This is a genomic window from Leeuwenhoekiella marinoflava DSM 3653 (genome assembly GCF_900129005.1).
Taxonomy (GTDB): Bacteria; Bacteroidota; Bacteroidia; order Flavobacteriales; family Flavobacteriaceae; genus Leeuwenhoekiella; species Leeuwenhoekiella marinoflava.
Window position 1 is genome coordinate 123,537 of sequence record NZ_FQUN01000009.1, and the last position, 25,725, is coordinate 149,261.

At 36.8% G+C, this 25,725-nt stretch carries 26 protein-coding genes; 11 read left to right on the forward strand and 15 right to left on the reverse strand.

Annotated features, from left to right (window positions below; genetic code table 11):
* Window positions 1-4: 4 nt before the first annotated feature.
* The 4 genes from BUB91_RS09175 to BUB91_RS09190 all read right to left on the reverse strand — a co-directional run bounded on the left by BUB91_RS09175 (window position 5) and on the right by BUB91_RS09190 (window position 8,036).
* A complete protein-coding gene (locus BUB91_RS09175; RefSeq protein WP_073098942.1) occupies window positions 5-2,398 on the reverse strand; it encodes a glycoside hydrolase family 31 protein in 2,394 nt (797 codons plus the stop codon).
* Window positions 2,399-2,508: 110 nt separating this feature from the next.
* Complete coding sequence (gene glgB, locus BUB91_RS09180) at window positions 2,509-4,428, reverse strand: 1,4-alpha-glucan branching protein GlgB (RefSeq protein WP_073098943.1); 1,920 nt, start codon at window positions 4,426-4,428, stop codon at window positions 2,509-2,511.
* Entirely contained in the window at window positions 4,421-6,058 is a 1,638-nt protein-coding gene (locus tag BUB91_RS09185; RefSeq protein WP_073098944.1) for a phosphotransferase, read from the reverse strand. The genes glgB and BUB91_RS09185 overlap by 8 nt, the downstream gene beginning before the upstream one ends.
* Window positions 6,059-6,101: 43 nt before the next feature.
* Complete coding sequence (locus tag BUB91_RS09190; protein WP_073098945.1) at window positions 6,102-8,036, reverse strand: alpha-1,4-glucan--maltose-1-phosphate maltosyltransferase; 1,935 nt, start codon at window positions 8,034-8,036, stop codon at window positions 6,102-6,104.
* A gap of 183 nt (window positions 8,037-8,219) precedes the next feature.
* On the opposite strand from BUB91_RS09190, the gene msrB (BUB91_RS09195) reads away from it, so the two are divergent.
* The 5 genes from msrB (BUB91_RS09195) to lpdA all read left to right on the forward strand — a co-directional run bounded on the left by msrB (BUB91_RS09195) (window position 8,220) and on the right by lpdA (window position 11,894).
* Window positions 8,220-8,690 carry a peptide-methionine (R)-S-oxide reductase MsrB gene (gene msrB, locus BUB91_RS09195; protein WP_073098946.1) on the forward strand — a complete coding sequence of 157 codons (471 nt, stop codon included), beginning with the start codon at window positions 8,220-8,222 and terminating at the stop codon, window positions 8,688-8,690.
* A 62-nt stretch (window positions 8,691-8,752) separates the two neighbouring features.
* The gene (gene msrB, locus BUB91_RS09200; protein WP_073098947.1) at window positions 8,753-9,151 is read left to right on the forward strand and encodes a peptide-methionine (R)-S-oxide reductase MsrB; all 399 of its coding nucleotides are present in this window, start codon (window positions 8,753-8,755) and stop codon (window positions 9,149-9,151) included.
* A 138-nt stretch (window positions 9,152-9,289) separates the two neighbouring features.
* Entirely contained in the window at window positions 9,290-9,793 is a 504-nt protein-coding gene (locus BUB91_RS09205; protein ID WP_073098948.1) for a hypothetical protein, read from the forward strand.
* Between the two features lie 69 nt (window positions 9,794-9,862).
* Window positions 9,863-10,429 (forward strand): uracil-DNA glycosylase family protein, encoded by a 567-nt coding sequence (locus BUB91_RS09210; RefSeq protein ID WP_073099048.1) that lies wholly within the window; start codon window positions 9,863-9,865, stop codon window positions 10,427-10,429.
* An 88-nt stretch (window positions 10,430-10,517) separates the two neighbouring features.
* Complete coding sequence (gene lpdA, locus BUB91_RS09215; protein ID WP_073098949.1) at window positions 10,518-11,894, forward strand: dihydrolipoyl dehydrogenase; 1,377 nt, start codon at window positions 10,518-10,520, stop codon at window positions 11,892-11,894.
* Window positions 11,895-12,052: 158 nt separating this feature from the next.
* Here lpdA and BUB91_RS09220 read toward each other — a convergent pair whose 3' ends face one another.
* The 4 genes from BUB91_RS09220 to BUB91_RS09235 form a co-directional block, all read right to left on the reverse strand.
* Complete coding sequence (locus tag BUB91_RS09220) at window positions 12,053-12,778, reverse strand: Dph6-related ATP pyrophosphatase (protein ID WP_073098950.1); 726 nt, start codon at window positions 12,776-12,778, stop codon at window positions 12,053-12,055.
* Window positions 12,779-12,783: 5 nt separating this feature from the next.
* Entirely contained in the window at window positions 12,784-13,209 is a 426-nt protein-coding gene (aroQ, locus tag BUB91_RS09225) for a type II 3-dehydroquinate dehydratase (RefSeq protein WP_073098951.1), read from the reverse strand.
* A 146-nt stretch (window positions 13,210-13,355) separates the two neighbouring features.
* Window positions 13,356-13,958: a porin family protein gene (locus BUB91_RS09230; RefSeq protein ID WP_073098952.1), complete on the reverse strand. Its 603-nt coding sequence runs from the start codon at window positions 13,956-13,958 to the stop codon at window positions 13,356-13,358.
* Between the two features lie 334 nt (window positions 13,959-14,292).
* On the reverse strand, window positions 14,293-14,895 hold the full coding sequence (locus tag BUB91_RS09235; RefSeq protein WP_073098953.1) for a porin family protein: 603 nt from the start codon (window positions 14,893-14,895) through the stop codon (window positions 14,293-14,295).
* Window positions 14,896-15,004: 109 nt separating this feature from the next.
* Between BUB91_RS09235 and BUB91_RS09240 the strand changes: the two genes are divergently transcribed.
* Complete coding sequence (locus BUB91_RS09240; protein ID WP_073098954.1) at window positions 15,005-15,901, forward strand: site-specific tyrosine recombinase; 897 nt, start codon at window positions 15,005-15,007, stop codon at window positions 15,899-15,901.
* Window positions 15,902-15,993: 92 nt separating this feature from the next.
* Here BUB91_RS09240 and BUB91_RS09245 read toward each other — a convergent pair whose 3' ends face one another.
* From BUB91_RS09245 to BUB91_RS09260, 4 genes are all read right to left on the reverse strand, one after another.
* Entirely contained in the window at window positions 15,994-16,437 is a 444-nt protein-coding gene (locus BUB91_RS09245) for an Hsp20/alpha crystallin family protein (protein ID WP_073098955.1), read from the reverse strand.
* 186 nt (window positions 16,438-16,623) lie between these two features.
* Entirely contained in the window at window positions 16,624-16,986 is a 363-nt protein-coding gene (locus BUB91_RS09250) for a hypothetical protein (RefSeq protein ID WP_073098956.1), read from the reverse strand.
* Window positions 16,987-17,314: 328 nt separating this feature from the next.
* Complete coding sequence (gene sucC / locus BUB91_RS09255; RefSeq protein WP_073098957.1) at window positions 17,315-18,505, reverse strand: ADP-forming succinate--CoA ligase subunit beta; 1,191 nt, start codon at window positions 18,503-18,505, stop codon at window positions 17,315-17,317.
* A 99-nt stretch (window positions 18,506-18,604) separates the two neighbouring features.
* Window positions 18,605-19,258 (reverse strand): LON peptidase substrate-binding domain-containing protein, encoded by a 654-nt coding sequence (locus BUB91_RS09260; protein ID WP_073098958.1) that lies wholly within the window; start codon window positions 19,256-19,258, stop codon window positions 18,605-18,607.
* A 182-nt stretch (window positions 19,259-19,440) separates the two neighbouring features.
* Here BUB91_RS09260 and lysA point away from each other — a divergent pair, with 182 nt between their 5' ends.
* Window positions 19,441-20,658 (forward strand): diaminopimelate decarboxylase, encoded by a 1,218-nt coding sequence (lysA, locus tag BUB91_RS09265; protein ID WP_073098959.1) that lies wholly within the window; start codon window positions 19,441-19,443, stop codon window positions 20,656-20,658.
* Between the two features lie 5 nt (window positions 20,659-20,663).
* On the opposite strand, the gene BUB91_RS09270 is transcribed toward lysA, so the two are convergent.
* Complete coding sequence (locus BUB91_RS09270; protein ID WP_073098960.1) at window positions 20,664-21,050, reverse strand: VOC family protein; 387 nt, start codon at window positions 21,048-21,050, stop codon at window positions 20,664-20,666.
* Window positions 21,051-21,192: 142 nt separating this feature from the next.
* Between BUB91_RS09270 and BUB91_RS09275 the strand changes: the two genes are divergently transcribed.
* Genes BUB91_RS09275 through BUB91_RS09290 form a run of 4 tightly spaced genes read left to right on the forward strand, consistent with a single transcriptional unit; the run spans window position 21,193 to window position 24,618 of the window.
* Window positions 21,193-21,840 (forward strand): DUF4159 domain-containing protein, encoded by a 648-nt coding sequence (locus tag BUB91_RS09275; RefSeq protein ID WP_083557894.1) that lies wholly within the window; start codon window positions 21,193-21,195, stop codon window positions 21,838-21,840.
* Window positions 21,830-22,351: a TrmH family RNA methyltransferase gene (locus BUB91_RS09280; RefSeq protein ID WP_083557895.1), complete on the forward strand. Its 522-nt coding sequence runs from the start codon at window positions 21,830-21,832 to the stop codon at window positions 22,349-22,351. Before BUB91_RS09275 ends, BUB91_RS09280 begins: the two co-directional genes overlap by 11 nt.
* Entirely contained in the window at window positions 22,341-23,441 is a 1,101-nt protein-coding gene (locus tag BUB91_RS09285) for an AI-2E family transporter (RefSeq protein WP_073098961.1), read from the forward strand. The genes BUB91_RS09280 and BUB91_RS09285 overlap by 11 nt, the downstream gene beginning before the upstream one ends.
* Complete coding sequence (locus tag BUB91_RS09290; RefSeq protein WP_073098962.1) at window positions 23,434-24,618, forward strand: THUMP-like domain-containing protein; 1,185 nt, start codon at window positions 23,434-23,436, stop codon at window positions 24,616-24,618. Before BUB91_RS09285 ends, BUB91_RS09290 begins: the two co-directional genes overlap by 8 nt.
* Here BUB91_RS09290 and BUB91_RS09295 read toward each other — a convergent pair.
* Together BUB91_RS09295 and BUB91_RS09300 are read right to left on the reverse strand one after the other, a co-directional pair.
* Window positions 24,615-25,181, reverse strand: coding sequence for a biliverdin-producing heme oxygenase (locus BUB91_RS09295; protein WP_073098963.1), 567 nt, complete (start codon window positions 25,179-25,181; stop codon window positions 24,615-24,617). The genes BUB91_RS09290 and BUB91_RS09295 overlap by 4 nt on opposite strands.
* Entirely contained in the window at window positions 25,129-25,725 is a 597-nt protein-coding gene (locus tag BUB91_RS09300) for a response regulator (RefSeq protein ID WP_073098964.1), read from the reverse strand. The genes BUB91_RS09295 and BUB91_RS09300 overlap by 53 nt, the downstream gene beginning before the upstream one ends.

The following is a 25,725-nucleotide window of genomic DNA, read 5'->3' on the forward strand; positions in this document are numbered from 1 at the left end:
AAAATTATCCTATCAAATGAACCACAGAAAAGCCCTTAGGTAACTTTAAATACTTATCATTCTTATTCAGATTATTTAAATCATAAGTTACATTATCTACTGTAATTTTTTTAATGGCAAATGGCAATCCTATCAAATTAAGTTTTATAACCTCATATTCTGTCTCATAGGTTCCTGATTTATGCTGCTGAATAGTCAAGTCGTTTTTCTTACCTGTCATTTTGAAACTACGCAAACTATAACGGCCTTTTTTATAATCATAACCATCGTTAGCATCCTCATAAACTTGAGATTTCATAGTTTCTTCGGCAAAATATACATCGAGTTTTAGCTCTTCAATTTCCTTTTCTCCAACAAATTGTTGAACAGGATATCTCGGTATAATCGAACCCGCTTTTACAAACATCGGAATCGTATCAAAATCTGCATCAACCCAAAGTTCACGCCCACCCTCAAGAGTTTCGTTAGTCCAGTAATCATACCAGTTCCCTCGTGCCAAATACATCCTACGCCCTTTAGAATTAGGTTCTAAAATAGGACAGACTAAAATATTGTTACCAAAAATGAATTCGTCTGTACGGTAATGGGTATGCACATCGTCCTGATCGTAATACACTAAAGGTTTTAGCATAGGTACAGCATCTGTGGCATACTCGTAAAACATAGTATATAAATACGGTAAAAGTGTGTAACGCAATTCGATAAACTTTCGCGTAATATCGGTTACCTCATCATCAAAAGACCAGGGTTCTTGATCCCCGTGATGCCCGCTGGAATGTACTCGACAAAAAGGATGAAAAACTCCAAGTTGAATCCATCTCACAAATAATTCTCCGGTAGGTTGCTCTGCAAACCCGCCAATGTCTGTACCTGTAAAGGACATACCTGACAGGCACATGCGCTGTACCTGATTATTAGCGATCCATAAGTGCTCCCAAGTAGCTACATTATCACCCGTCCAAGACGAAGTATAGCGCTGCGCACCACTGTAAGCTGAACGTGTAATAACCAGGGGTCGTTTTGGGTACACAAACTTTTTAACACCTTCATAGGTAGCACGTGCCATCTGTGTACCGTAAACATTATGCGCTTTACGATGACTACACGGATTACCATCATAATCGTGACGCACATCATCAGGAAATGTTTTTCCGGGAACCTCCATAACTGCAGGTTCATTCATATCGTTCCAAACACCTCGCACTCCGATTTCTCCTACCAACTCTTTAAACAAACCCGCCCACCATTCGCGAACTTCTGGATTGGTATAGTCTGGGAAGGCACATTCGCCCGGCCAAACTTTACCTATCATATACGGTCCATCTGCGCGTTTGCAGAAATAATCGTTTTCTAAGGCTTCATTATAAACCCAATAATCCGGATCAATTTTAATTCCAGGATCAATGATAACAATGGTCTTAAACCCATCGTCAAGTAATTCCTTAACCATTCGTTTAGGATCAGGAAAATATTCTTTATTCCAGGTAAAACACCTGAAGCCATCCATATAATCAATGTCCAGATAAATCCCGTCACAAGGAATTTTAAGATCTCTGAATTTTTGAGCAATTCCTTTTACAGTACTTTCCGGGTAATAACTCCATTTACATTGCTGAAAACCTAAAGTCCATAACGGAGGCAATTCCGGCTTACCGGTAAGATGTGTATAATTTTCTACCACCTCATTCATCCCGGGACCGTAGAGAAAATAATAATTCATTTCGCCTCCCGGAGCCCAGAAACTGGTTACATCTAATCGCTCATGACAAAAATCAAAATTAGATCTAAAGGTATTGTCAAAGAAAATTCCATAGGCTCGTTTATCTTTTAAACCAATGTAAAACGGAACGGTTTTATAAATAGGATCTGTTTCTTTACCAAAAGCATACGAATCTGTAGCCCAGTTAGAAACCTTTTTTCCTCTTAAATTGAGATGAACCGGCTTATCGCCAAGACCATAAAAAGCTTCTCCCGGGTGTGAGCGTTTGCTCATTTTGACGATATTTCCTCCTAGTGGAAAGCTTTCTTCATAATGAAAACCAATTTCATCTTCATTGATCAGGTTCCCTTCGATATCAAGAATTTTAGTCTGCAGGCTTATTTTTTCAATTTTAATAATAAGCTTAGCAGTTGTAATTATATAGAAATTCTTATTCTCTGTAAGTTCTAAGTGATTGTACCCAATGTGGTTCTCAGGATCTATCGCATATGAGAAATCATCCTCAAGTATACCGCGTGTACCATACCTAAACCGAATTACACTATCGCGTAAAACAGTTAATTCTAAAATGATATTATTTTCTGTGGTAAAGTATAGAGTATCTACTTCTTGCCGGACGTTTGTAACGGCATTAGGAAACTGATTTCCCTTTTGTTCTAACTCCGTATTAATAATCATAAGTAGTCTTTATAACGTGTTGGGATTACTAAATTAAGCGTTTCTAGGGTGAATCTAGTTTACTTGAGTAAAAGATATTAACTACAACGTTTACAATCAATACACTATATTTAAAGTGCAAAAACCATTACTGCAAGTGGTGCTAAATCTATTTCTATTGAGTTCTCTCTATCATTCCATGGTACAGCTTCTACAGCAACACTTTCAGAAATATAATCACCGCTCCCTCCGTATTTTTTAGCATTGCTATTAAATACTTCTTTCAAATTAACTCCAGTCTTAAAAAGTTCTGCCGGTACTCCTATTTTGTAGTTTTCTCTTGGAACCGGTGTGAAATTACAGATTACCAGTACAGAATCTTTAGGCTTATATCCTTTTCTAAGATAAGAAAGCACACTGTTTTCTCCATCTGCCCAATCGATCCATTCAAAACCTTCATTACTGAATTGTTTCTCAAACAAAGCGGGATATGATTTATACAATTTATTCAGGTCTAGAACACAGTGCTGTAAACCCATATGAAAATCATACTCCAGCAGATGCCAATCTAGACTTTCCTGAAAATTCCATTCTGAACTTTGAGCAAACTCACCGCCCTGAAATATCAATTTGGTTCCCGGATGCGTGAACATATAACCAAACATCAAGCGTAGGTTTGCAAAACGCTGCCATTCGGTTCCCGGCATACGATCAAATAAAGATTTCTTACCATATACTACCTCATCGTGAGATAAGGGCAACATAAAGTTTTCTGAAAATGCATAGGTCATACTGAACGTTATATCATTCTGATGAAACTTTCGGTAAACCGGTTCTTTTTTGAAGTATTCAAGAGTATCATGCATCCAGCCCATCATCCATTTCATGCCAAAACCTAAACCTCCCAGAAATACAGGTTTTGAAACTCCTGTGTAACTTGTAGACTCTTCGGCTATGGTCTGTACATCTGGGTAGTTTTTATAAACGGTTTTATTCAATTCTTCTAAGAATGAAATGGCGTCTAAATTTTCTCTTCCGCCAAATTCATTAGGCTCCCACTCCCCATCTTCGCGAGAATAATCAAGATACAGCATAGAGGCAACCGCATCTACACGTAAACCGTCAATATGATATTGATCTAACCAAAACAAAGCATTACTGATGAGAAAAGCTCGAACTTCATTACGACCGTAATTGAAAATCAAAGATTTCCAGTCTGGATGCCAACCTTTACGTGGATCGGGATGCTCGTATAAATGCGAGCCGTCAAAATTACCCAGCCCGTGTGCATCTTCAGGAAAATGTGAAGGAACCCAATCAAGAATTACCCCGATACCAGCTTGATGGAATTTATCTACAAGTAGCATAAACTCTTCCGGGTAGCCGAATCTGGAAGTTGGAGCAAAATATCCTGTTAACTGATATCCCCAACTTGGATCGTATGGATATTCCATTATCGGCATAAACTCCACATGCGTGAACTCCATTTTTTTTACGTATGCCACCAGTTCATCTGCCATCTCCGTATAGCTCAAACTCCGATTTTCTTTACCGGTTTTACGCCACGAACTTAAATGCACTTCATATACTGAAAATGGTTTATCTAAGGCGTTGTATTTTGCCCGGCTGGTCATCCATTTTTTATCTTTCCACTTATAATCTGCAGCGTAAATTACAGAAGCTGTTTTGGGAGGATGCTCTGCACGACGTGCAAACGGATCTGCCTTCTCGGTCTTTACATCATTATTATTCGATTGAATTTTATACTTATAAATCGTTCCCGGCTCAACTCCCGGAATAAAACCTTCCCAGATACCGCTACCATCCCAACGCACATTCAATTTGTGTTCTCCTTCTAACCAAAAGTTGAAGTCACCCACAACAGAAACAGATTTTGCACTGGGAGCCCAGACTGCAAAATAAGTTCCCTTTTTGCCATCAACTGTGATTGGGTGCGACCCCAGCTTTTCATAGAGTCTGAAATGCTTACCAGCCTTAAATAGCGAGATGTCAAATTCTGAAAATAAACTGTAAACGTGTACGTTACTCATAGTGTTGTTGGTTAAGAATATTAGAGATTCCTTTTAACGGAATGATGGCCCAGCGTGGTCGAGCATTTAACTCGTAACCCAACTCATAAACAGCTTTCTCTAACAGGCAATATTGCAATAAAAATTCGATTTCTTTAATATAGCCAATGTTTAAATTGGCGGTTTGCATTTCGTTTATATAGGTTTTCAAAAACACCCCTACAATGTGACTATACAGCACTTCTGCTACTTCAAAAAGCTCTTCTAACTCATAGCTGTATTGCTCGTGATTATTGAAGATAGTCGCGTAAATCGCATAATTAAATGACCTAAAAATTCCAGCTATATCTTTTATAGGAGGTTGTTTAACTTTTCGGTCTCTGATGGTACTTTCGGGTTCGCCCTCAAAATCTATGATATAAAAATCCCGTTCTTTTACTAAAACCTGACCTAAGTGATAATCGCCGTGAATTCGCAAACGCTCACTTTTAAGTAAAGCTTCGTCAAAATCAAGCAATTGTTTTCTGATAATTTTTTTCTTACTCAACAGTTCATTTGCCAAATCTAGCTGCAAACCTTCTAACTTATGTAGGTTGTTTTCTACCAGATTAATTCGGTTTTCAAATTGATAAATCAGTCTGTTTTTTAACCAAACTGAATAATCACTGCTGAAAGCCTGCGGTGTAAATGCTGTATTTACTCGCTCTTGTCCCAGTGCAATATGCATTTGAGCTGTACGTAATGCTAATTGAGATACATCTTCAAAAAATTCTACCGGGCACCAGGCTAATAAAGCTGGTGGAATATCTGTGATAGCAATTTGCTGTAAATATCGTGTGGGGCGTAAGGTTTCTAGCTTGGGCTTTTGCCTAGAAAGTTCTTCAAAAGTGAGTTTGAGATTGTGTACAAAGTACTCCCAAGCATCTCCTTGATTGGGAACAAGTTCTTGCATCAATCCTAAGGTTATCACATTTTTATTACTGAACTTTAAGGTGATGCTTCCTAAATATTTAGGCGTGTTTTTAAAAATACCTTTCATCGTAAGGTATTTGCTTATCTCATAATCGGGATTCTCATCTACATATACTCTTCTAAATATTTTCAGAATATAACTCTCATTATAAACGATTGAAGTATTGCTTTGCTCTACTCCCATCAACCTGCTGCTCTCATAGGATTGCGCAGTATTTGAGCGACCACGACGATAAGCTACTTCCTTATATCTATACTTTTCACCCTCTAATATTTTTTCAAAAATTTGCTTGCGAAACGATTCTAACAACAAGGCATCTACAAGAAACCCCGCTGTACCATTCAGGTTTAAATGCGCGATAAATTTATCGCCTATTAACGACTGATCTGTTACAAATGCAATGGGTAAAAAGTAGTTGTGTACAAACGCTTCTTTAAAATTAACTTCAAGTACAACCCCATAAAATAAGTCCTGATTATCCTCTATAGGAAAATAATCTATAATCTCAATATACTTGAGCGCACTGGCTTTACCGCCATACCACCGCTGACTAAGAATATAGGGCTCTAAAATATCATCGCATAGCTCTTTCCTAAACCGTTCTAAGTCAGTTAAGGTATTCCAATCTGTATCATATTTAAAAGAAATACGACCATCTATCTCTTGATCCTGAGCCATTTGTTAGTTTCTTTAGAAGTTAGTTGTTCTTTTGTAAGCTTTCCTATTTAAAAATCTGAAAAATATGGAATGGCATTGCTGGGTGTAGTTCTACATAATTCCATTCATCATTCCAAGTATAGGTATTGTCTGTAACCAGATCTTTGAGCATCAATTCTGAACCCGGAGCAAGGTTCATAGACTCATAAGGCAATCTCAAGCTACCCGCTTGTTTATAATAAGGATCCAGACTTATTACTATCAGAAGCTCACTGGTTCGGTCTTGATTCCATTTATAAAATGCCATCATACCCTCGTTATGCAAATCGCAAAACCTAATATTATTAGTCTGTTGCAAAGCAGCGTGCTGCTTTCTAATCGCATTTATTTTAGTAATTAAACGTATTAATTTATTATCTCTATTCCAATCCCAATGGCAAATCTGATACTTTTCAGAATTCATATATTCCTCTTTCCCAGGGACAGGTTCACTTACTAAAAATTCAAAAACAGGTCCATAAAGCCCAATATTTGAACTCAAAGTAGCTGCAAGGGCATAACGTATTAAATGTTGTGACTCATTGGCTCCTTGTAAATGATACGGATTAATATCTGGGGTGTTCGGCCAAAAATTAGGTCTAAAATATTCCTTCTGCTTAGTCTGGGTCAATTCGGTCATATACTCGGTCAATTCGTGCTTACTCGTACGCCACGTAAAATAAGTATAAGACTGACTATAACCTTGTTTTGCCAATTGCTGCATCACTTTAGGGCGCGAAAATGCTTCCGCTAAAAACAACACATCCGGATGCTTTTTCTTTATTTCAGCAATAAACCAGTTCCAGAAATAGTAGGGTTTAGTATGAGGGTTATCAACTCTAAAAACTTTCACTCCAAAATCTACCCAGTGAAAAGCGACGCTGAGCAGCTCTTTCCAGAGGTCTTCAAAATCTTCAGATTCCCAATGAAAATTGACAATATCCTGATATTTTTTTGGTGGGTTTTCTGCATACTGCATCGTCCCGTCAGGACGCTTTTTAAACCAAGAAGGATGTTCCTTTAAATAAGGATGATCTGGCGCAGCCTGAAAAGCTAAATCCATCGCTATTTCAATACCCAGACTATTTGCGTGATTGATTAGGTTTCTAAAATCTTCTTCAGAACCCAACTCTGGATGAATGGCTTTATGACCACCCAGATGAGAACCTATTCCCCACGGCACACCGCTATCGCCTTCTTCTGCGTTAGTACGATTATTTCTACCTTTACGGTTTACTTCTCCAATAGGATGAATCGGCGGAAAATATAAGGTATCAAAACCCATTGAAGCTACTCGTGATAACAAGACCTCACAGTCTTTAAAGGTTCCGTGCTTGCCCGGCTCTTGACTCGCAGACCGCGGAAAAAACTCATACCACGTACTAAAACGCGCCTTTAAACGATCTACATATATTTTCAACGTAGCACTCTCGTGTGCAAATTTTCGAGTGGGGTTATCTTTAAAAATGCGGTGTAAATCTTCAGAAATCGCATAGCGACACGCCTCATCATAGCGTTGCTCATCAGCAAAAAGATCTTTTACAATGCATACATAATGCTTTCCATCTTCATCTAGCTTTGGTTCTACAGCTTCCAGATATTGTATACCGTCAAGTAATTCACTTTTTACGTACTGCGCATCTTTCAACTTTGCTTCAATACCATGTTGCCAGTTTAAAGCATGGTCGATCCATCCACGCAACTTATATTCATAAAAACCTTGATTCTCAACCACAAAATTAGCTGAATATGCATCGTTAACACTATGTGCTAATCGTTCGGTTTTCCAAACCTTATCATGTTCCCATTTATAGCAAACTTCAGCTTCTACAACATCATGCCCATCACCTAAAACATCTGCAGTGACGTGTACCAGTTCACCGGTAACTCTTTTTATAAAAAAATCCCCGCCTTGCAGTTGGGGTTCCACATTCTCAATTACTATACGTTGTCTTGTCAAGATTAGTTGCTTTTATATTTTCAGTTGAATACCCTTAAAAATAGCAATAATTAATTACAAGCAGACAGTTAATGTGAATTTGACAAAGGCTTAACAACTATATCAGGCGTTAGTCTTTTGTTAAATGCGCGACTAAAAGAAACCAAAGAATAGCGCTTTGCGTAATTTTAAAAAAAAATAAATATGAAAAAAATACTTCTACTGGTTCTGTTAATAAGCCTTAACGCTTGCAAAGGCAGTGCTCAAAATGATAAACAAGAGACGTTTCCGGTCTCTAAAACAGATGCTGAATGGAAAGCAGAATTAAGTACTGAAGAATATCAGGTTTTGCGTCGAGAAGCTACAGAGAAACCCTTTAGCAGTGATCTTCTAAAAATTAAACAAGAAGGAACTTATGTTTGCGCAGCTTGCCAAAATCCACTTTTTAAAAGCAATACCAAGTTTGACAGCGGTACTGGCTGGCCTTCTTTTTACGATTATATAGAAGGAAACGTTGCATTTGGCTCTGACAATAAATTGGGCTACACCCGTAGCGAAGAACATTGTGCAAATTGCGGAGGTCACTTGGGTCACGTTTTTAACGACGGACCAAAACCTACAGGAAAGCGGCATTGTATAAACGGTGTTGCTCTTAATTTTGTTCCTGCGAAATAAATAAAGTTTTAAAAAAAACCAGAATACATTTCCGCCTTCTCGGAAATGATAAAATACTTTTGATGAAAGAATACCCGATACAAAAAACCGAAGCCCAGTGGAAAGAAGAGTTGGGTGCTGAGCGTTACCCAATTTTACGCGGTAAAGGCACCGAAAGACCTCACACAGGTAAATACAACTTACACTTTGAAAAAGACGGCACCTACCATTGCGGTGCCTGCGATGCCAAACTATTTGAAGCAGACAGCAAGTTTGAAAGCGGTTGCGGTTGGCCCAGTTTTGACGAATCTATAGACGGTGCTGTAGAATATGTACGCGATACTACTTTTGGAATGATGCGTACCGAAATTTTGTGTGCCAATTGTGGCAGCCACCTGGGTCACGTATTTGATGACGGTCCAACTGAGACCGGTCAACGCTATTGCGTAAACAGTGCATCTATAGATTTTGAAAAGGAATAAATCTTCAATTCAGGTAGTTAAACATTCTAAGCTCGTTTCGTTAATTATTTCATAAAATGAAGCGCTTAATTCAGCAAGCTAAACTTTCGGAATGACTCTTGATTTACTTTTATCAATAAACTTAAAATACAAAAAACGATGAACAAATTATTTACAATACTCAGTATAGTAGCTTTAGGATTTACCGCTTGTGAAGGCGACCCAGGACCACAAGGACCTCCGGGATTAGATGCCGAAATACCTGCCGTTTATGAAGAGACTGCTGATTTTAATTTTGACGCTGAAGGAAATTTATGGACCTCTCAAGAATTTGGTTACAACGGAATTCTTGATGGAGATATCATAATTGTTTATTTAAATCTTGGTGATGGTCTTTGGACAAACTTACCTGTAAGCTATTTTGATGATCAAGGAGAATTTCAATATGTTTATGACTTTGATTTTACTAGTGGAACCGCACTTCTATCAATTATAGGTGATAGCGATTTAAGCACTCTTGATGATTTTTATACCGCAGGAGTTCCAATTAGAATTGCGTTTATTCCTTCAGACTTAATTGCACAGTTTGACAAAACCCCTACCCTAAGTGAATTGATGACAACACTTGATATTAATGAAAGTGAAGTTCAATTAAGAAAATAATAAATAATCATCATCAAAAAATAGCCCGCAATTTTGCGGGTTATTTTTTGGCATATAAAAATTGAAACCATAAAAAAGTTACTTGAAGAAATACGAGATTGTTCTGTTTGTAAGCCTTTTTTGCCTTTAGGTGCGAACCCAATTATTTCTGCTTCGTATCAAAGTAAAATCGTTTTGGCCAGTCAGGCACCCGGTAAAATTGCTCATGAAAAGTCCATCGCCTGGGATGATCCCAGTGGCAAGCGCTTGCGTGAATGGCTTGATGTTGATAAAAAAGCCTTTTACAATCCAGATAATTTTGCCGTTCTACCTCTAGGTTTTTGCTTTCCTGGTAAAAGCAAAACCGGAGACTTGCCTCCCAGACCAGAATGTGCTCCGCTTTGGCATAAAAAAGTAACAGATCAATTTGTAAATGATCCACTATATATCTTAATTGGTAATCACTCACAGCGGTATTACCTAAAAGACAATCTCTCACTTACAGAACGTATTAAGAACTTTGAAATCTACCTTCCTAACTATTTTGTGCTCCCACATCCATCACCGGTAAACCATTTTTGGATGAATAAAAACAAATGGTTTGAAACCGATGTGATTCCTATTTTACAAAACGAAATTAAAAAGCGTTTAAAATAACCAGCATTCTCAAAATCACAAGCGCAACTGCGTTCGTTTTTTAGGGTTTTTATGCGTAAATTCGTGCCTTCAAATTTCACTGAAAACTATGAGTAAATACGATATTATTGTCTTAGGAAGTGGACCCGGTGGTTATGTAACAGCTATCAGAGCTTCACAATTAGGTTTTAAAACCGCTATTGTAGAAAAAGAAAGCCTTGGAGGCGTTTGTTTGAACTGGGGTTGTATTCCCACTAAAGCCCTTCTAAAAAGTGCACAGGTATTTGAATATCTTAAACATGCTGAAGATTACGGTCTTAAAGTAGAAAGTGCAGATAAAGATTTTGATGCCGTTGTAAAGCGTAGTCGTGGTGTTGCTGATGGAATGAGCAAAGGTGTTCAGTTCTTAATGAAGAAGAATAAGATCGACGTTATTGAAGGTTTTGGTAAATTAAAACCCGGTAAGAAAGTTGATGTTGATGGCACAGAATACAGCGCCGATAATATCATCATTGCAACTGGAGCACGTTCTCGTGAGTTACCTAGCCTTAAGCAAGATGGTAAAAAAATAATAGGTTATCGCGAAGCGATGACTTTAAAAGAACAACCTAAAAAGATGATCGTAGTAGGTTCTGGTGCGATAGGTTGTGAATTTGGTAGTTTTTACAACTCAATGGGTACTGAAGTAACCATCGTAGAGTATTTACCAAACATTGTTCCTGTTGAGGATGAGGAAGTTTCTAAACAGTTTGAGCGTAGTCTTAAAAAGGCAGGTATCAAGATTATGACCGGTTCTTCAGTAGAATCTGTAGATACTTCTGGTGATGGCGTTGTTGCTACTGTGAAGACTAAAAAAGGTGAAGAAAAATTAGAGGCAGATATTGTGCTTTCAGCAGTTGGTATTAAAACCAATATTGAAGGGATAGGTCTTGAAGACGTCGGCATTATTACCGATAAAGATAAAGTGATTGTTAATGACTGGTATCAAACCAATATGCCGGGTTATTATGCGATAGGAGATATCACTCCTGGACCAGCTCTGGCTCATGTTGCTTCTGCGGAAGGAATTATCTGTGTTGAAAAACTAGCCGGAATGCACGTAGAGAAATTAGACTACGGTAACATCCCAGGGTGTACGTATGCATCTCCAGAGATCGCTTCTGTAGGTATGACTGAAAAGCAAGCTAAAGAAGCTGGTTACGAACTAAAAATTGGTAAGTTCCCATTCTCTGCTTCTGGTAAAGCAAGTGCTTCTGGAAACAAAGACGGTTTTGTAAAAGTTATTTTTGATGCTAAATACGGTGAGTGGTTAGGTTGCCATATGATTGGTGCAGGCGTTACTGATATGATCGCTGAAGCGGTTTTAGGACGTAAGCTTGAAACTACAGGTCACGAAGTATTAAAAGCCGTTCACCCGCACCCTACAATGAGTGAGGCTGTGATGGAAGCTGTAGCAGCTGCTTATGATGAAGTAATTCACTTATAGATTAGACGTTAGACGTTAGACGTTAGACGTTAGACGTTAGACGTTAGACGTTAGACGTTAGACGTTAGACAAAATTAAAAATCCTGTAACTCTTAATTGAGTAACAGGATTTTTTTGTAGCTATTTTATTAATTGTCATATCGAGCGCAGTCGAGATGCTAAACCGGAATTAGATCACAGAAATAAAATTCGGTATCCCAAGGTTTCTCATCATCAGAGAAACAATTATCATCGTTACTTTTTGCCGGCTCATATTTACGCTTAACCTGCTCTCCTATTTTAAATTCAACAGGCTTTGAGAAAATAGGTCCGTCAAAAACAAAGGTGTGAAATTCCCCATTTTCTCCACAAGGATCTACATTCTTGGGTAAATCTGCCACAAACTGATGATCTACAATCCTACCTGCAAAAGATTGATCCAGATATTTTCCGTTTACGCAAACCGTAATTGCTTTAAAACCCAGGTCGATGAATTCAGTTATCAATTCTTTAGTATCTTTTTTCCATAGCGGAAAAACAGCTTTAAGCCCCACTTGAGCCAACTGCTCTTCGCGATAATTCTTTAGATCCTCTAAAAAAATATCGCCAAAAATACTATGCGTATTTCCTTCAGAAACCGATCTTTTTGCTGCTGCTCCCAAAATCTCTGAATACTCAGCCATAGTAACATTACCGGCAAGCTGAATTTTTTCAAGTGGTAGCCTTAAACGTTCCGCTTGAAGGTCTAAGAGTTCTTTGCGTAAACCGTGCATAGAAACCCGGTCAACATCAGCATTAACGGTGGTAACTAGCTTTGTGATATTGAATTCTTTTTCTGCTAAAACTTTATAAAGTGCTAATGCAGAATCTTTACCACTACTCCAATTAAAATAGGCTTGTTTCAAAATAATTATAAGAACGATTTAATAGCCAATTCATAGCTCTGCAAGCCAAAACCTACTATGATTCCTTTAGCGTGTTTAGAAATATACGACTGATGTCTAAAGGCTTCGCGAGCAAATGTATTAGAGATATGAACCTCAATTACCGGCACAGAAATCGCCGCAATAGCATCTCCTATCCCCACAGAAGTATGCGTATAAGCAGCTGCATTGAGAACAATACCGTCAAAAACGCCATCTGCCTCCTGAATTTTGGTAATCAAATCCCCTTCAGAATTAGACTGAAAATAAGATAATTCCGTTTCCTTAAACTGAAATTGCAATTTCGAAAAATAGTCTCCAAAAGTTTGATTACCGTAAACTTCAGGTTCGCGTTTACCTAATAAGTTTAAGTTAGGACCATTTATGATGAGTATTTTGAGTTCTTTTGCCATTTAAATAAATTGAAATTTGTTGCTAATGAGCCTTCTTGAATCGACTTAAAATCTTGATTCTCGAGTAAAGGTAATTTAAAAAATAACCATAAAAAAAGCCCCGCATCGCGAGGCTTAGTAAAATTGGTTGGTTATTGAAGTATGTTTTAGAATACAAAACCTACACCTGCTTGAATCGCATAGTTGTAAGCACTTACATTATCATAGATTTTGGTAAATCCTCTGGTGTAACGTCCCTGAATGAACAAGCCGTTATCAAACTGATATTCTAAACCTGCTGCTGTACCAAACTCAAAATCGTTTGCTCCATCTACAATATCAATTTCTCCTGAAGAAGATGTTGGTTGATAATCAATCTCCTCATTTACTAAGAAATTGAATGAAGGGCCTGCCTGTAGGCTTAAACCATCTGCCAAGTAAATTTTAGCCATTAAAGGCACTTGGATGTAATCTAACTGATATTCTGTGTTATCGTCAACGTCAAAAACATTATCCTGATCTATAGTCGCGATTGTAGAACCCTGAGCAGAATAAATCACCTCCGGCTGAATTGAGAACATTTCAGAAATAGGAAGCTCTGCAACGAGACCTGCATAAAAACTGGTTCTTGAATCCTGATCTCTAGAATCATCTCCAGCGATATTTGCAAAATTCACACCACCTTTAACTCCAAAATGAAACGTATCTTGAGCCTTAGCTGCTGTTGTTCCTAAAGCAATAAAACTTGCAATTAAAATAAGCTTTTTCATAATAATTTGTTGTTTATAATTTGAAACAAAACTAGAGCCTATAAGGCTTAACGAATCATAACAGACCATTAATATTTATTAAAAAAAACCCAATTGGGAAGCTTCTACTTCCTGCAATTAGAATCATTTGAAAACTAGATTTTTAAGTAAATAACAATTCTTAAAGAATAAAATGTGTCATCAATAAATGCCTGTTACAGAATTTGTTGCAAATTATTGTACTGAAACACAAGCAACTAAATTTGTTAATTTATGTTAAAATTATAAGCGTAAAAAGTTATAAAAAGAAAAGCCCCGCATTGCGAGGCTTTAAAAATCTTTCAAATGTTTTACACTAGTTAAAGCTGAATCCAACTGATGCAGCAAATACCCCATTTTTTGCATCAAAACCATTACCTTCTCCACTATCATAAACATCAGAGAATCCTTGGGTGTAACGTGCGTTTAAAAACAAACCACCATTAAATTTATAACCTACACCCACTGCACCTGCAAAGTCAATATCATTAAAATTGTCCTCATCCAAACCTATAGTAGCATTTGGCCCGTCAATTTTACTATCTACCAGAAAACCAACTTGAGGTCCTGCCTCTAAATAAAGCCCTTGAACTAAGTAGATTTTTGCTAAAACAGGAACGTTGATGTAGTTTAATTGAAATTCTGTGTCCTGCGCATCATCTCTTTGAACCAAATCAAAACCTTGACCAGAATAAAAAACCTCTGGTTGTACTGCAAATCTTTCGGTTACAGGAATTTCAAGAACTGCACCTAGGTTGAATGATGTTCTTGCATTATCATCGTTAAAGCCATCAACACCATCACCCGTTAAATTGGAAAAATTAACACCACCTTTAATACCAAAAGCTAACTCGCTTTGTGCCTGTATTAGAGAAGTAGTTCCAAAAACAAGTATTGCTGTAAAAAATAATTTTTTCATGATTTTTATATTTAGATTTGAGACAAAACTACTTTTCGTTCAGACATCAACTTATTAATGCTTTGATAAATTATATTTAAAACACTCCCAAATAAATTCTATTTTATTTATGAATTGGCAAAAATCGTTAACTGATTATAAATTATTCTTAAAGCTTGAACGTGGGCTTTCAGAGAATTCTGTAATTAATTATGGCCTTGATGTGGCTAAACTCATAAATTGGATCAATGAAAATTCAGTTAAAGAAAACCCGTTATCCATTCATCGAGAATGCCTTCAGGAATTTATTTACGCTAAAGCAAAAACATTAAATGCTGCTTCACAAGCTCGTTTGATTTCAGGATTAAAAGGGTACTTCGACTATTTGGTATTTGAAGATTACCGCAGAGACAATCCAACCGACTTAATAGAATCTCCCAAGGTAGGCCGAAAACTTCCAGATACCTTATCTGAAAAAGAAATAGACAGTATAATAGAATCTATAGACCTCAGCACACCTCAGGGAGAACGCAATCGTGCAATTATAGAAACATTATATGGATGTGGTCTCCGCGTCTCTGAGTTACTCAACTTAAAATTATCGGATCTCTTTTTTGATGAAGGCTATATATTAGTGACCGGTAAAGGAGAGAAACAGCGTTTTGTACCCATCGCTCCAATTACACAAAAGTATATTGACATTTATATAAATGAGATACGGGCGCACGAGGATCCAAAACCGGAATTCACCAACACACTCTTTTTAAATCGCCGCGGTGCACAACTCACACGGGCGATGATTTTTACTATAGTTCGCAACCATACTCAAAAAGCCGGAATTAAGAAGAAGATCAGTCCACATACATTTAGACATTCTTTTGCTACGCACTTATTACAAAACGGAGCCGACCTAAGAGCCATACAGCAAATGCTGGGACATGAAAGTATAACTACCACCGAAGTTTATATGCACGTAGATCGCACACATCTTGCTGATGTGATGAATACCTTTCATCCCAGAAAATAACAAGCGCTTTATTTAAAATATAAACTAAAAAAACCCGAACTATTACAGTCCGGGATCTTTCTTACTAACCAAAAAAGCTTACTCTTTCAATTTTAAGAAATTTCAATCAAGCGTTTTGCCTGAATTTTAGCTTCCTCTTTCTTTGGGATTGAAATATTTAAAACTCCATTATCATAACTTGCGTTAATTTTCGCGCTGTTTACCGTTTCCGGTAGGCTAAAAGCACGCTTAAATCTATTGTAACTAAACTCTCTACGCGTATATTTTCCTTTTTCTTCAGACTTCTCAGATTCTTTACTTTCTTGAGCAGATATCGTCAAAACATCATTATCCAACTCAATATTAAAGTCTGCTTTAGTCTTTCCGGGAGCCGCTACTGCAAGTTCAAAGCTCTCATCATTCTCTATAATGTTAACCGCAGGAATACTAACTCCTATATTGTTAACATTAGTGGTTCCTCCTAACCAATCTGTCTTAAACATATCGTCAAAAACTGATGGTAACCAATTGTCGTTTGTTCTTTTTACTAAGCTCATATCTATAAATTTTAGATTATATTTTTACTTACGCTTAGATAGTAGCAAAATAGATACCAACACAATTCACAAGTCATTCTGTCACTCAATAGTTAGTTTCTACTGACTTTTTGACAATTCATACCTATAAAAAGCCCGACTGAATCAGCCGGGCTTTTAGGACTAACTAAAAATATTAAACTAAAACTATTTTGTACCTTCTAGCTTTACCGGTACGTGATAGGTTTGACCAATTAAAGCTTTTGAATCAAGCTTTCTATAATTTAAACGACCTTGTATAAACTTCTCAATCGAAGCATCTTTAGAGTCCACATTAAGTACAACTACCTCGTTGTTCTTATTAACCGTAAAAGAAACATTTACTAAAACAGTCTCTTCAACTTCAAAATTAGAATCTGATAAGAAATTACTCAATTCTCTGTTCATTGCCTTCTTAACAGCTTTGCTTGTAGTTTTTGCTGTTGGCTCGGTTGGTTCTGTTGTGTTTGCGCTTAACGCTGTACCGCAGATGATTGCAACTGCAAGTACCATTGTTTTAAAAGTTTTCATAATGTTTGATTTTTGAATGATGTACTAAAAAGACGCCCCAGAAACCAAACAGTTACACCCATCATTTCGATTTAACAGTTTATTAACTATTTTAAGTCTTAATAATCAACCAGTTAACCTTTGTAACTAAATCAATTAATTAAATTTTATACCGTTGAATTTCAGTTAATTAAAACTAATTTATCAAACTGAAATTTCAGAAAAATATATTTGAAATATTTTTTTAAAAAACATCTCAAACGATGGAGATAAGCGCATAAAAAAAGCCTCAATCTTTAAAATTGAGGCTTTCAAATACCGCTTTGCGGAAAAAAATATGCTTTAAAAATTAAGCAAGAACTTGCTGAACTTTATCTGCTGCTTCTTGAAACTGAACCGCACTTTGAACATCAAGACCACTGTTGTCTATTAATTCTTTTGCGATATCTGCGTTTGTACCCTGAAGTCTAACAATAATAGGCACATTGATAGTTCCCATATTTTTATAAGCATCTACAATACCTTGTGCAACACGATCGCAACGTACAATACCTCCAAAGATATTTACTAAGATTGCTTTTACATTAGGATCTTTAAGAATAAGGTTAAACGCAGTTTCTACACGTTCTGCATCTGCAGTACCACCTACATCTAAAAAGTTAGCCGGCTCACCACCTGCTTGCTTGATAAGATCCATAGTTGCCATTGCAAGACCTGCTCCATTTACCATACAGCCTACATTACCGTCAAGGTCAACATAGTTAAGACCTACTTCTTTAGCCTCTACTTCTACTGGGTTTTCTTCACGTTTGTCACGCATAGCTGCATAATCTTTGTGACGGTATAATGCATTGTCATCTAAAGATACTTTTGCATCTACAGCCATTATTTTATCGTCACTGGTTTTTAAAACCGGGTTGATCTCAAATAATGAAGAATCTGATTCTGAATATGCTTTATATAATGCTGCAACAAACTTGATCATTTCTTTAAAAGCTGTACCGCTCAAACCTAAGTTAAAAGCTATACGCCTTGCCTGAAATCCCAATAACCCTGTTGCAGGATCTATTTCCTCTGTAAAAATTAAATGTGGAGTTTTCTCAGCCACTTCTTCGATATCCATCCCACCTTCGGTAGAATACATAATCATATTTTTACCGGTACCTCTGTTTAATAAAACAGACATATAATATTCTTCCGGCTCACTGTCTCCAGGATAGTATACATCTTCAGCAACTAAAATCTGATGAACTTTTTTACCTTCTGCAGAAGTTTGAGGGGTTACCAAATTCATCCCGATGATTTGTCCTGCGATCTCTTCTACTTCCTGAAGGTTTTTTGCCAACTTCACTCCACCACCTTTTCCTCTACCTCCGGCGTGTACCTGAGCTTTAATCACGTGCCAGCCTGTACCGGTTTCTTCAGTAAGTTTTTTTGCAGCTTCTACTGCTTCAGCTGGAGTAGTAGCTACTTTACCGCGCTGTATACGCACTCCAAAACTGCTAAGTATTTCTTTTCCTTGATATTCGTGTAGATTCATAATCAGGCGTTTCTATTTATTTGAAATTTGCAGAGCAAAAATAAGTATTTAGCCTAAACTCTGCTAGTAATTTACTTGGGATTTACGGGGGCTTATTTATTAGAGCTCATCAAGTTTATAGTCTGTAAAATCTAACGGATCAAAATTTTTAAAATGTCCGTTAAGCTGTATCAGTTCACGGGTACGATTCATTTGTTCAACTACAGGCAACGTCACAGTCAAGTGGTCTATTACGTAAACATATCGCGCAGATTCACTATAAAGTTTTAATAATTCTAGTTCTTGCTTAAAGCTCAAGCCTAATTTATGTGGAAAACTATAGGAGTTAATCGCTGCACCTGTGCTCAAATCTGAATCTGCTCCTAAAAGCGCGTGAAAACGCTTTGCAAGATTGAAAAATAAGTCACGCTGCGCAGCTGTTCCATCTTCGATTGTGTTTAAAAAAGTAACCGCTGCACCAGAATACATTTTCTCGTTATAAACCGGATAAAAAGATTCAATTTTAAAAACCCAAAGCCCTCTACATACAATATCACTAGCTCCACTGGGATAGCGCTTTTCTACCTTTTCTAAACGTACTTCTGTTCCGTAGGAAAGTTTTCCGTTGAAGAACGCCGGAATACCAAAGATCATATTCTGCAATTCACAATCTGCAATTAGTTGCTGATATCTGTTTTCAAAAATATGAAGTGCCAAGCGCTCTCCAGGAAATACCACAAGTTCAAGCGGAAACATCGCCAAATTTTGAGTCATAATCGAGTAGTTGATTCTGCTTTACCAAACAGAATACATTTTAAACACCTGTGAAAGTACAGAAATGTTTCTCAAAACTATACTTTTTTAAACTTCTCGCAGATTATGTCTTATTTTTTAGTGGTATACGGTGTATAAGTAGATATTCTATACTAGATTTGTACGCTTAAAGTTTAAAGATTATGACTAACCAAAACCTTATAGCAATAGCTAAAGAATACGGCAGCCCCGTTTATGTTTATGACGCGGCAAAAATAGAATCACAATATAACCGCTTAACTTCTGCTTTTAAGAAGGTTAAGAATTTACGGGTAAACTATGCTGTAAAGGCCTTGTCTAATCTTGCAGTTCTTCAATTGATTCACAGTTTTGGTGCCGGTATGGATACCGTAAGTATTCAAGAAGTAAGACTCGCTCTTGCTGCCGGAATAGATCCTGCTAAAATTATGTTTACACCTAATGGTGTATCTCTTGACGAACTTGAAGAAGTTGCAAAAATGGGGGTTCAGATCAATATTGACAACCTTTCTATTCTGGAGCAATTTGGCACAAAACATCCTAAAACTCCGGTTTGCGTACGTATCAATCCACATGTGATGGCCGGTGGAAACACCAATATTTCTGTTGGTCATATCGATAGTAAATTTGGCATCAGCATACATCAAATTCCGCATTTGTTGCGTATCGTAAAAAATACAGGTATGAATATTAACGGTATTCATATGCATACCGGAAGTGATATTTTAGATATTGATGTATTCTTACACGCTGCTGAAATTCTTTTTGATACTGCGAAAGACTTTAAAGACCTAGAGTTTTTAGACTTTGGTAGTGGCTTTAAAGTTCCTTACAAAGAAGGTGATATAGAGACTAATATTGAAGAACTGGGCGATAAATTGAGCTCAAGATTCAATAAATTTGAAAAAAGTTACGGTAAAGCTTTAACCCTTGTTTTTGAACCTGGAAAATTCTTAGTTAGCGAAGCCGGAAAATTCTTAGCGAATGTAAATGTGATTAAGCAAACGACATCTACTGTTTTTGCACAGATAGATAGCGGTTTTAATCACCTCATACGCCCTATGTTTTACGGAAGCCGTCACGAAATCACAAACATTAGTAATCCTAAAGGCAGAGAGCGTTTTTATTCTGTTGTAGGTTATATCTGTGAGACCGATACGTTTGCTACAAACCGTCGTATTGCAGAAATTGCAGAAGGAAACATCCTTGCTTTTAGTAATGCCGGCGCGTACTGCTTTAGTATGGCGAGTAATTATAATTCTAGATTACGTCCTGCTGAAGTTTTATTTATTGAAGGTGAAGCACAACTCATTAGAAAACGAGAAACCTTTGATGATTTACTAAGACATCAAATTCCACTGAAACAAACAGTAAAAGCTTAGTAAGTTTATAGAGAATGGTAAAAGGTTAAACCATTCATATACGGATCGTAAAAAGCAAATTCCAGATTGCCCCAGGGCTTTTCTTCAAGAGAAGTGTGGTTGTGAAAAACACCCATAAGTTGATACTCTTTGTAAAGTGCTTCAATACCCTGCACCTGAATTCTAAGCATTGGTCTGTTTTTACTAATTCCCCACTCTGAAGCATCCTGCCATTGTAAATGCAAAGCGATATTGTTTCGGCGTATACCGGCATATTTAGGGTTGCGTTCTTCATCTATAAAAACCAATTCAAACTTGAGCTTTTTGATATAAAACTCTAAAGCATGGAGAACATTTTTAACGGGTAAAATAGGTGTGATCTGTGCTAAGTATGCGTCATTGGGTAAACTCATAAAACAGTATTTTTTCGACGTTAAACTATTTAGTTATTATCATTAACAATAATTAAAACAATACATAATGAACTGCTTAAAAAATAGGGTGTTGCCTAGAAAATAAGTAATTTCGTCTTTCAATTTATAAAAGAAATATTAGGTGTACCGGTTTATACTAAGCGCTTTATTAACAGTTCTATTAACGACTCACCTCGAGGCGCAACAAGTAGCCGTACTTCAATATGAAGGTGGTGGCGACTGGTATGGTAATCCTACCTCTCTACCTAATCTTGTAAAGTTCTGCAACACGACCATACATACCGCACTTGATGAAAATGTAGCCACTGTAACCTCTACAGATCCATCAATAATGCAGTATCCTTTTGTACATATGACGGGCCACGGAAATGTTTTTTTCTCAGATGAAGCGCTTCAGAATTTAAGGAATTACTTAAACAGCGGTGGTTTTTTGCATATTGATGATAATTATGGGATTGACGAATACTTAAGACCACAACTCAAAAAATTATTTCCGCAGGAAGAATTAATCGAATTACCGGCAGATCATCCGGTTTTTTCTACAGCTTTTGAATTTAAAGAAGGTTTACCCAAAATTCACGAGCACGATGGTTTAAGACCTCAAGCCTTCGCTCTCTTCAAAGAAGGAAGAATGGTTCTTCTATATACTTTAGAAAGCGATCTGGGTGATGGTTGGGAAAGTCAGGAAGTACATAATGACCCACCTGCCATTAGAGAAAAAGCATTAAAAATGGGTGCAAACATCATAAAGTACGCCTTTGAAAACTGAGCAACTATCCCATGAAACTACACTAACCGAAGCAGCATTGCTTCCGTTTGTATTGGTTTGTGACGGACTCAACAGTCCGGCTAATGCAGGAAGTTTATTCAGGCTTTCTGACGCACTAGGAATATCGCATATTTATTTTTGTAACAGTTCTATAAATTTTGACAGCACGCGGCTCAAACGCACTGCGCGTTCTAGTGAAAAGTCTATTGCATTTTCTGAAATTGAAAAGACAACTGAATTAATTACAGATCTCAATACAGAAGGTTATACCGTTTTAGGTCTAGAATTAACAACAACCAGCCAATCGCTTGAAAATTTTGCAGCACATAATTTTGAAAAAATAGCCTTAGTTTTAGGCAACGAACGCCACGGAATATCAGAAGCTATTTTAAACGCAATCAACCATACCATTCACATACCGATGCGCGGTAAAAATAGCAGTATGAACGTTACCCAAGCTGCTGCTATTGCAGCCTACCAGCTAATTAACAGCCCCAAATATGGAAAATAAATCTAAAATAATTGCCTACGGAATATTAAGAGCTCTTGCTATAATTGGTGGTATCATCTTGGCTATTTGGTTTTTATATAAAGTTCAAGCGGTTATTATGTTTATCTGTATTGCCGCAGTAATTTCATTGATAGGAAGACCTATTGTAAATCTTTTAAAAAATAAATGTGGCTTTAGCGCCGTTGCAGCGGCTATAACAACCTTATTGATGGTTATAGTACTAATATCCGGCATTTTGGCTTTGTTTATCCCTATTTTGATCGACCAAAGTGAACACATAAGTAAAATCAACTTCGACGAAGTTAAGCACAATATCAGTCGACTGAATATAGAATTTAGCCGCTCTATGGGTGTTGATCAGGTTACTTTAATTGAAGGATTGAAACAATCTGATTTTATTAAAAACTTTGATATATCAGTGATACCAACTTTTATCAACAGTATTTTAGGGAATTTTAGTTCATTGATCGTAGGCTTATTATCTGTAATCTTCATCTCTTTCTTCTTTTTAAAAGATAGTCAGTTGCTTTTAGACAGCTTTTTGGTTTTTGCTAATCAGGGTGAAGAGCGTCGTTTTAGACACGTATTTCACAAAACCAAACAATTACTTTCCAGATACTTTTTAGGTATTTTATTACAATTGATGATTCTTTTTTTCATCTATGCAATTCTTTTAGTGAGCTTTCAGATTCCTAATGCATTTGCGATCGCACTCTTTTGCGCCATGCTTAACGTTGTGCCCTATATTGGACCGGTTGTAGGAGGTGTCGTGATGATGCTTCTAGTTATTAGTGGCTATTTTACAGCAGATTTTCAAACAGTAATTTTACCTAAAATGATCTATATTTTTATTGGTTATTGTATCGCACAACTCATTGATAACTTTGTGAATCAACCGCTTATATTCGGAAACAGTGTTAAGTCACATCCGCTCGAAATCTTTTTGGTTATCATTATTGCAGGATTGCTTTTTGGCATTTTCGGTATGGTAGTCGCTATACCTGCCTACACGGCGATAAAAGTGGTTGCTAAAGAATTCTTATCCGAATATAAAATCGTACAAAAGCTTACTAAAAACTTGTATGAATAAACGTCTGCTAGATCCTGATGTTATTGAATTTATAAAGGAGCATTATAAAGAAGATGCTTCCCGTATTATTCTTAATAAATCACCCTTTGCTGATGTGAGCTCGCAGGAACTAGCACAGCAGATAATTGGTTTGCAAAAGGCTGAAAAGAAATTACCTACCTGGTTTAAAACCCCACAAATTTATTTTCCATCTAAATTAAATTTAGAACAAACTTCTTCAGAAAAAACCGCAGCATACAAAGCCGGGTTATTTTCAGGGAGAAATTCTATCGATCTAACCGGTGGGTTTGGAATAGATGATTATTATTTAAGTAAACGATTTGAGCACCTAACGCACTGCGAACTTAACGCAGATTTAGCCGAAATAGCACAGCATAATTACAAGTCTTTAGGTGTAGAAAATGTTACTGTAACCTCAAAAAATAGCATCTCTTATCTTGAAGGTTCCACGGAAAAATATGATTTGATCTATACAGATCCTTCTCGGCGTCACGACAGCAAAGGAAAGGTTTTTATGCTGAAAGATTGCGAACCTAATATTCCTGAAAACTTAAATTTTTTACTCGGGATAGCAGATAAAATACTAATTAAGACCAGTCCGTTATTAGACATTACCGCTGCACTTAGCGAACTAAGAAAAGTAGTTACTATACACTGTGTCGCTGTAAAAAATGAGGTAAAAGAGCTTTTGTGGATTATTGACAAAAACCAGAATTCTGATTCTATAGATTATATCGCCGTGAATTTAGATAGCGATTTTGATGAACCCGTTGTGATCGCTAATACTAAACTCAATCACGCTGAAGCAATTTATGGAGAGCCACACGCTTACTTATACGAACCCAATGCAGCTCTTCTAAAACTGGGCGCTTTCAATTGGATCAGTGAAAATTATAAACTCGATAAACTTTCTGCTAATGCACATTTATACACTTCAGAAGAACTTATAGCATTCCCCGGAAGGAGGTTTCAGATTGATTCGGTGATTAACTATTCTAAGAAGGAAGTTTCAAAATCGTTTAAAAACACTCAAGCGAACATCACCACCCGAAATTTTAAAGAATCTGTTTCTGCGCTGCGTAAAAAATTTAAAATCAAAGATGGTGGGGAAACCTACTTGTTCTTTACTACACTAGCTAACAATTCTACGGTAGTTATAAAATGTAGAAAGAGTTAAGCTTCATACGCATCCTTAAACACTGAAAACGCAGAGTTGGCTCCTATTACAGCTGCATCCATTTCTGCTTCTGAATACGCTTTAGATTCTACTGCCGCTGTAAATGACTTCCATCTATTCAATACCTCAGGAGGATTTTTACCGAAAAAATGATGCTTTCCAATATGCTTTAAATTAGAACAAGATTCTAAATTTTTTCTAATGAGTAAGCCACCCATCATAGAACCTTCAACTACATACAAGATTCCTAAAATTTCAGCTGTTGACAACGGCTTTGAAGCATCAATATCAATTTCCGGAATTGTCGCATCAACCTGATTTAAATCTAACTCAAGATCCATTACCTTTTTATCATCTGCAAAATCCAGCAAATTAATCGGTATTTGCCCTATATTTTGTTTTATAAGACCATAAATAGTAGCATAAGCCTTATAATTCTGTTTTAATAAAGCTTTGTATTGTTCTTTAGTGATACTATGATCTAGTATGTATTTGGCCAGATTATCTTGCTCAGTCTCCTGATGGAGGATTGCTGTCTGCTTCTTTAAGTGTTTTAAAATCATATCCAGATTTAAGGCGTTTTAAGTCTTCTTGTATTTTTAACATTCCCTCGCGGTGAGACATATTTTCTCTTGAAAAATTTTCTAAGAAAACCTCGATGTCTTTTACAAGCTTTTTACTCTCCACTATTTTTTTACGCACCGGATGCATCATCGGTCCGTTTTTAGCGATTGCATTAAGGTACGGTTTCAACCTCTTATGCAAGACACTAATATTCTTTTTTAAAATATATCCCGAAGCCCCATTTAGAATAGTATCTGCAGCAAGTTCTTCATCATTTATGGTACCTGTAATAAAGAGAAATGTAACCGAAGGCACCAGTCTTTGAGCTGTCTCTAAAATCTCTAAACCAGAACTTGTAGGCAAATTATAATCAGAAATGATTAGATCTGGCGGGTTACTCACAAGATTCTTTTTATAATCGCTGTGGTTATTGCACACAGTGATCTGCGCATTTTCTGCTATTTTAAAAATCTCCCGCCTTATCAAAATGACATCAGTAGGATTATCCTCAACCATTAAAATCTTTAACACTTCTGTAATCAT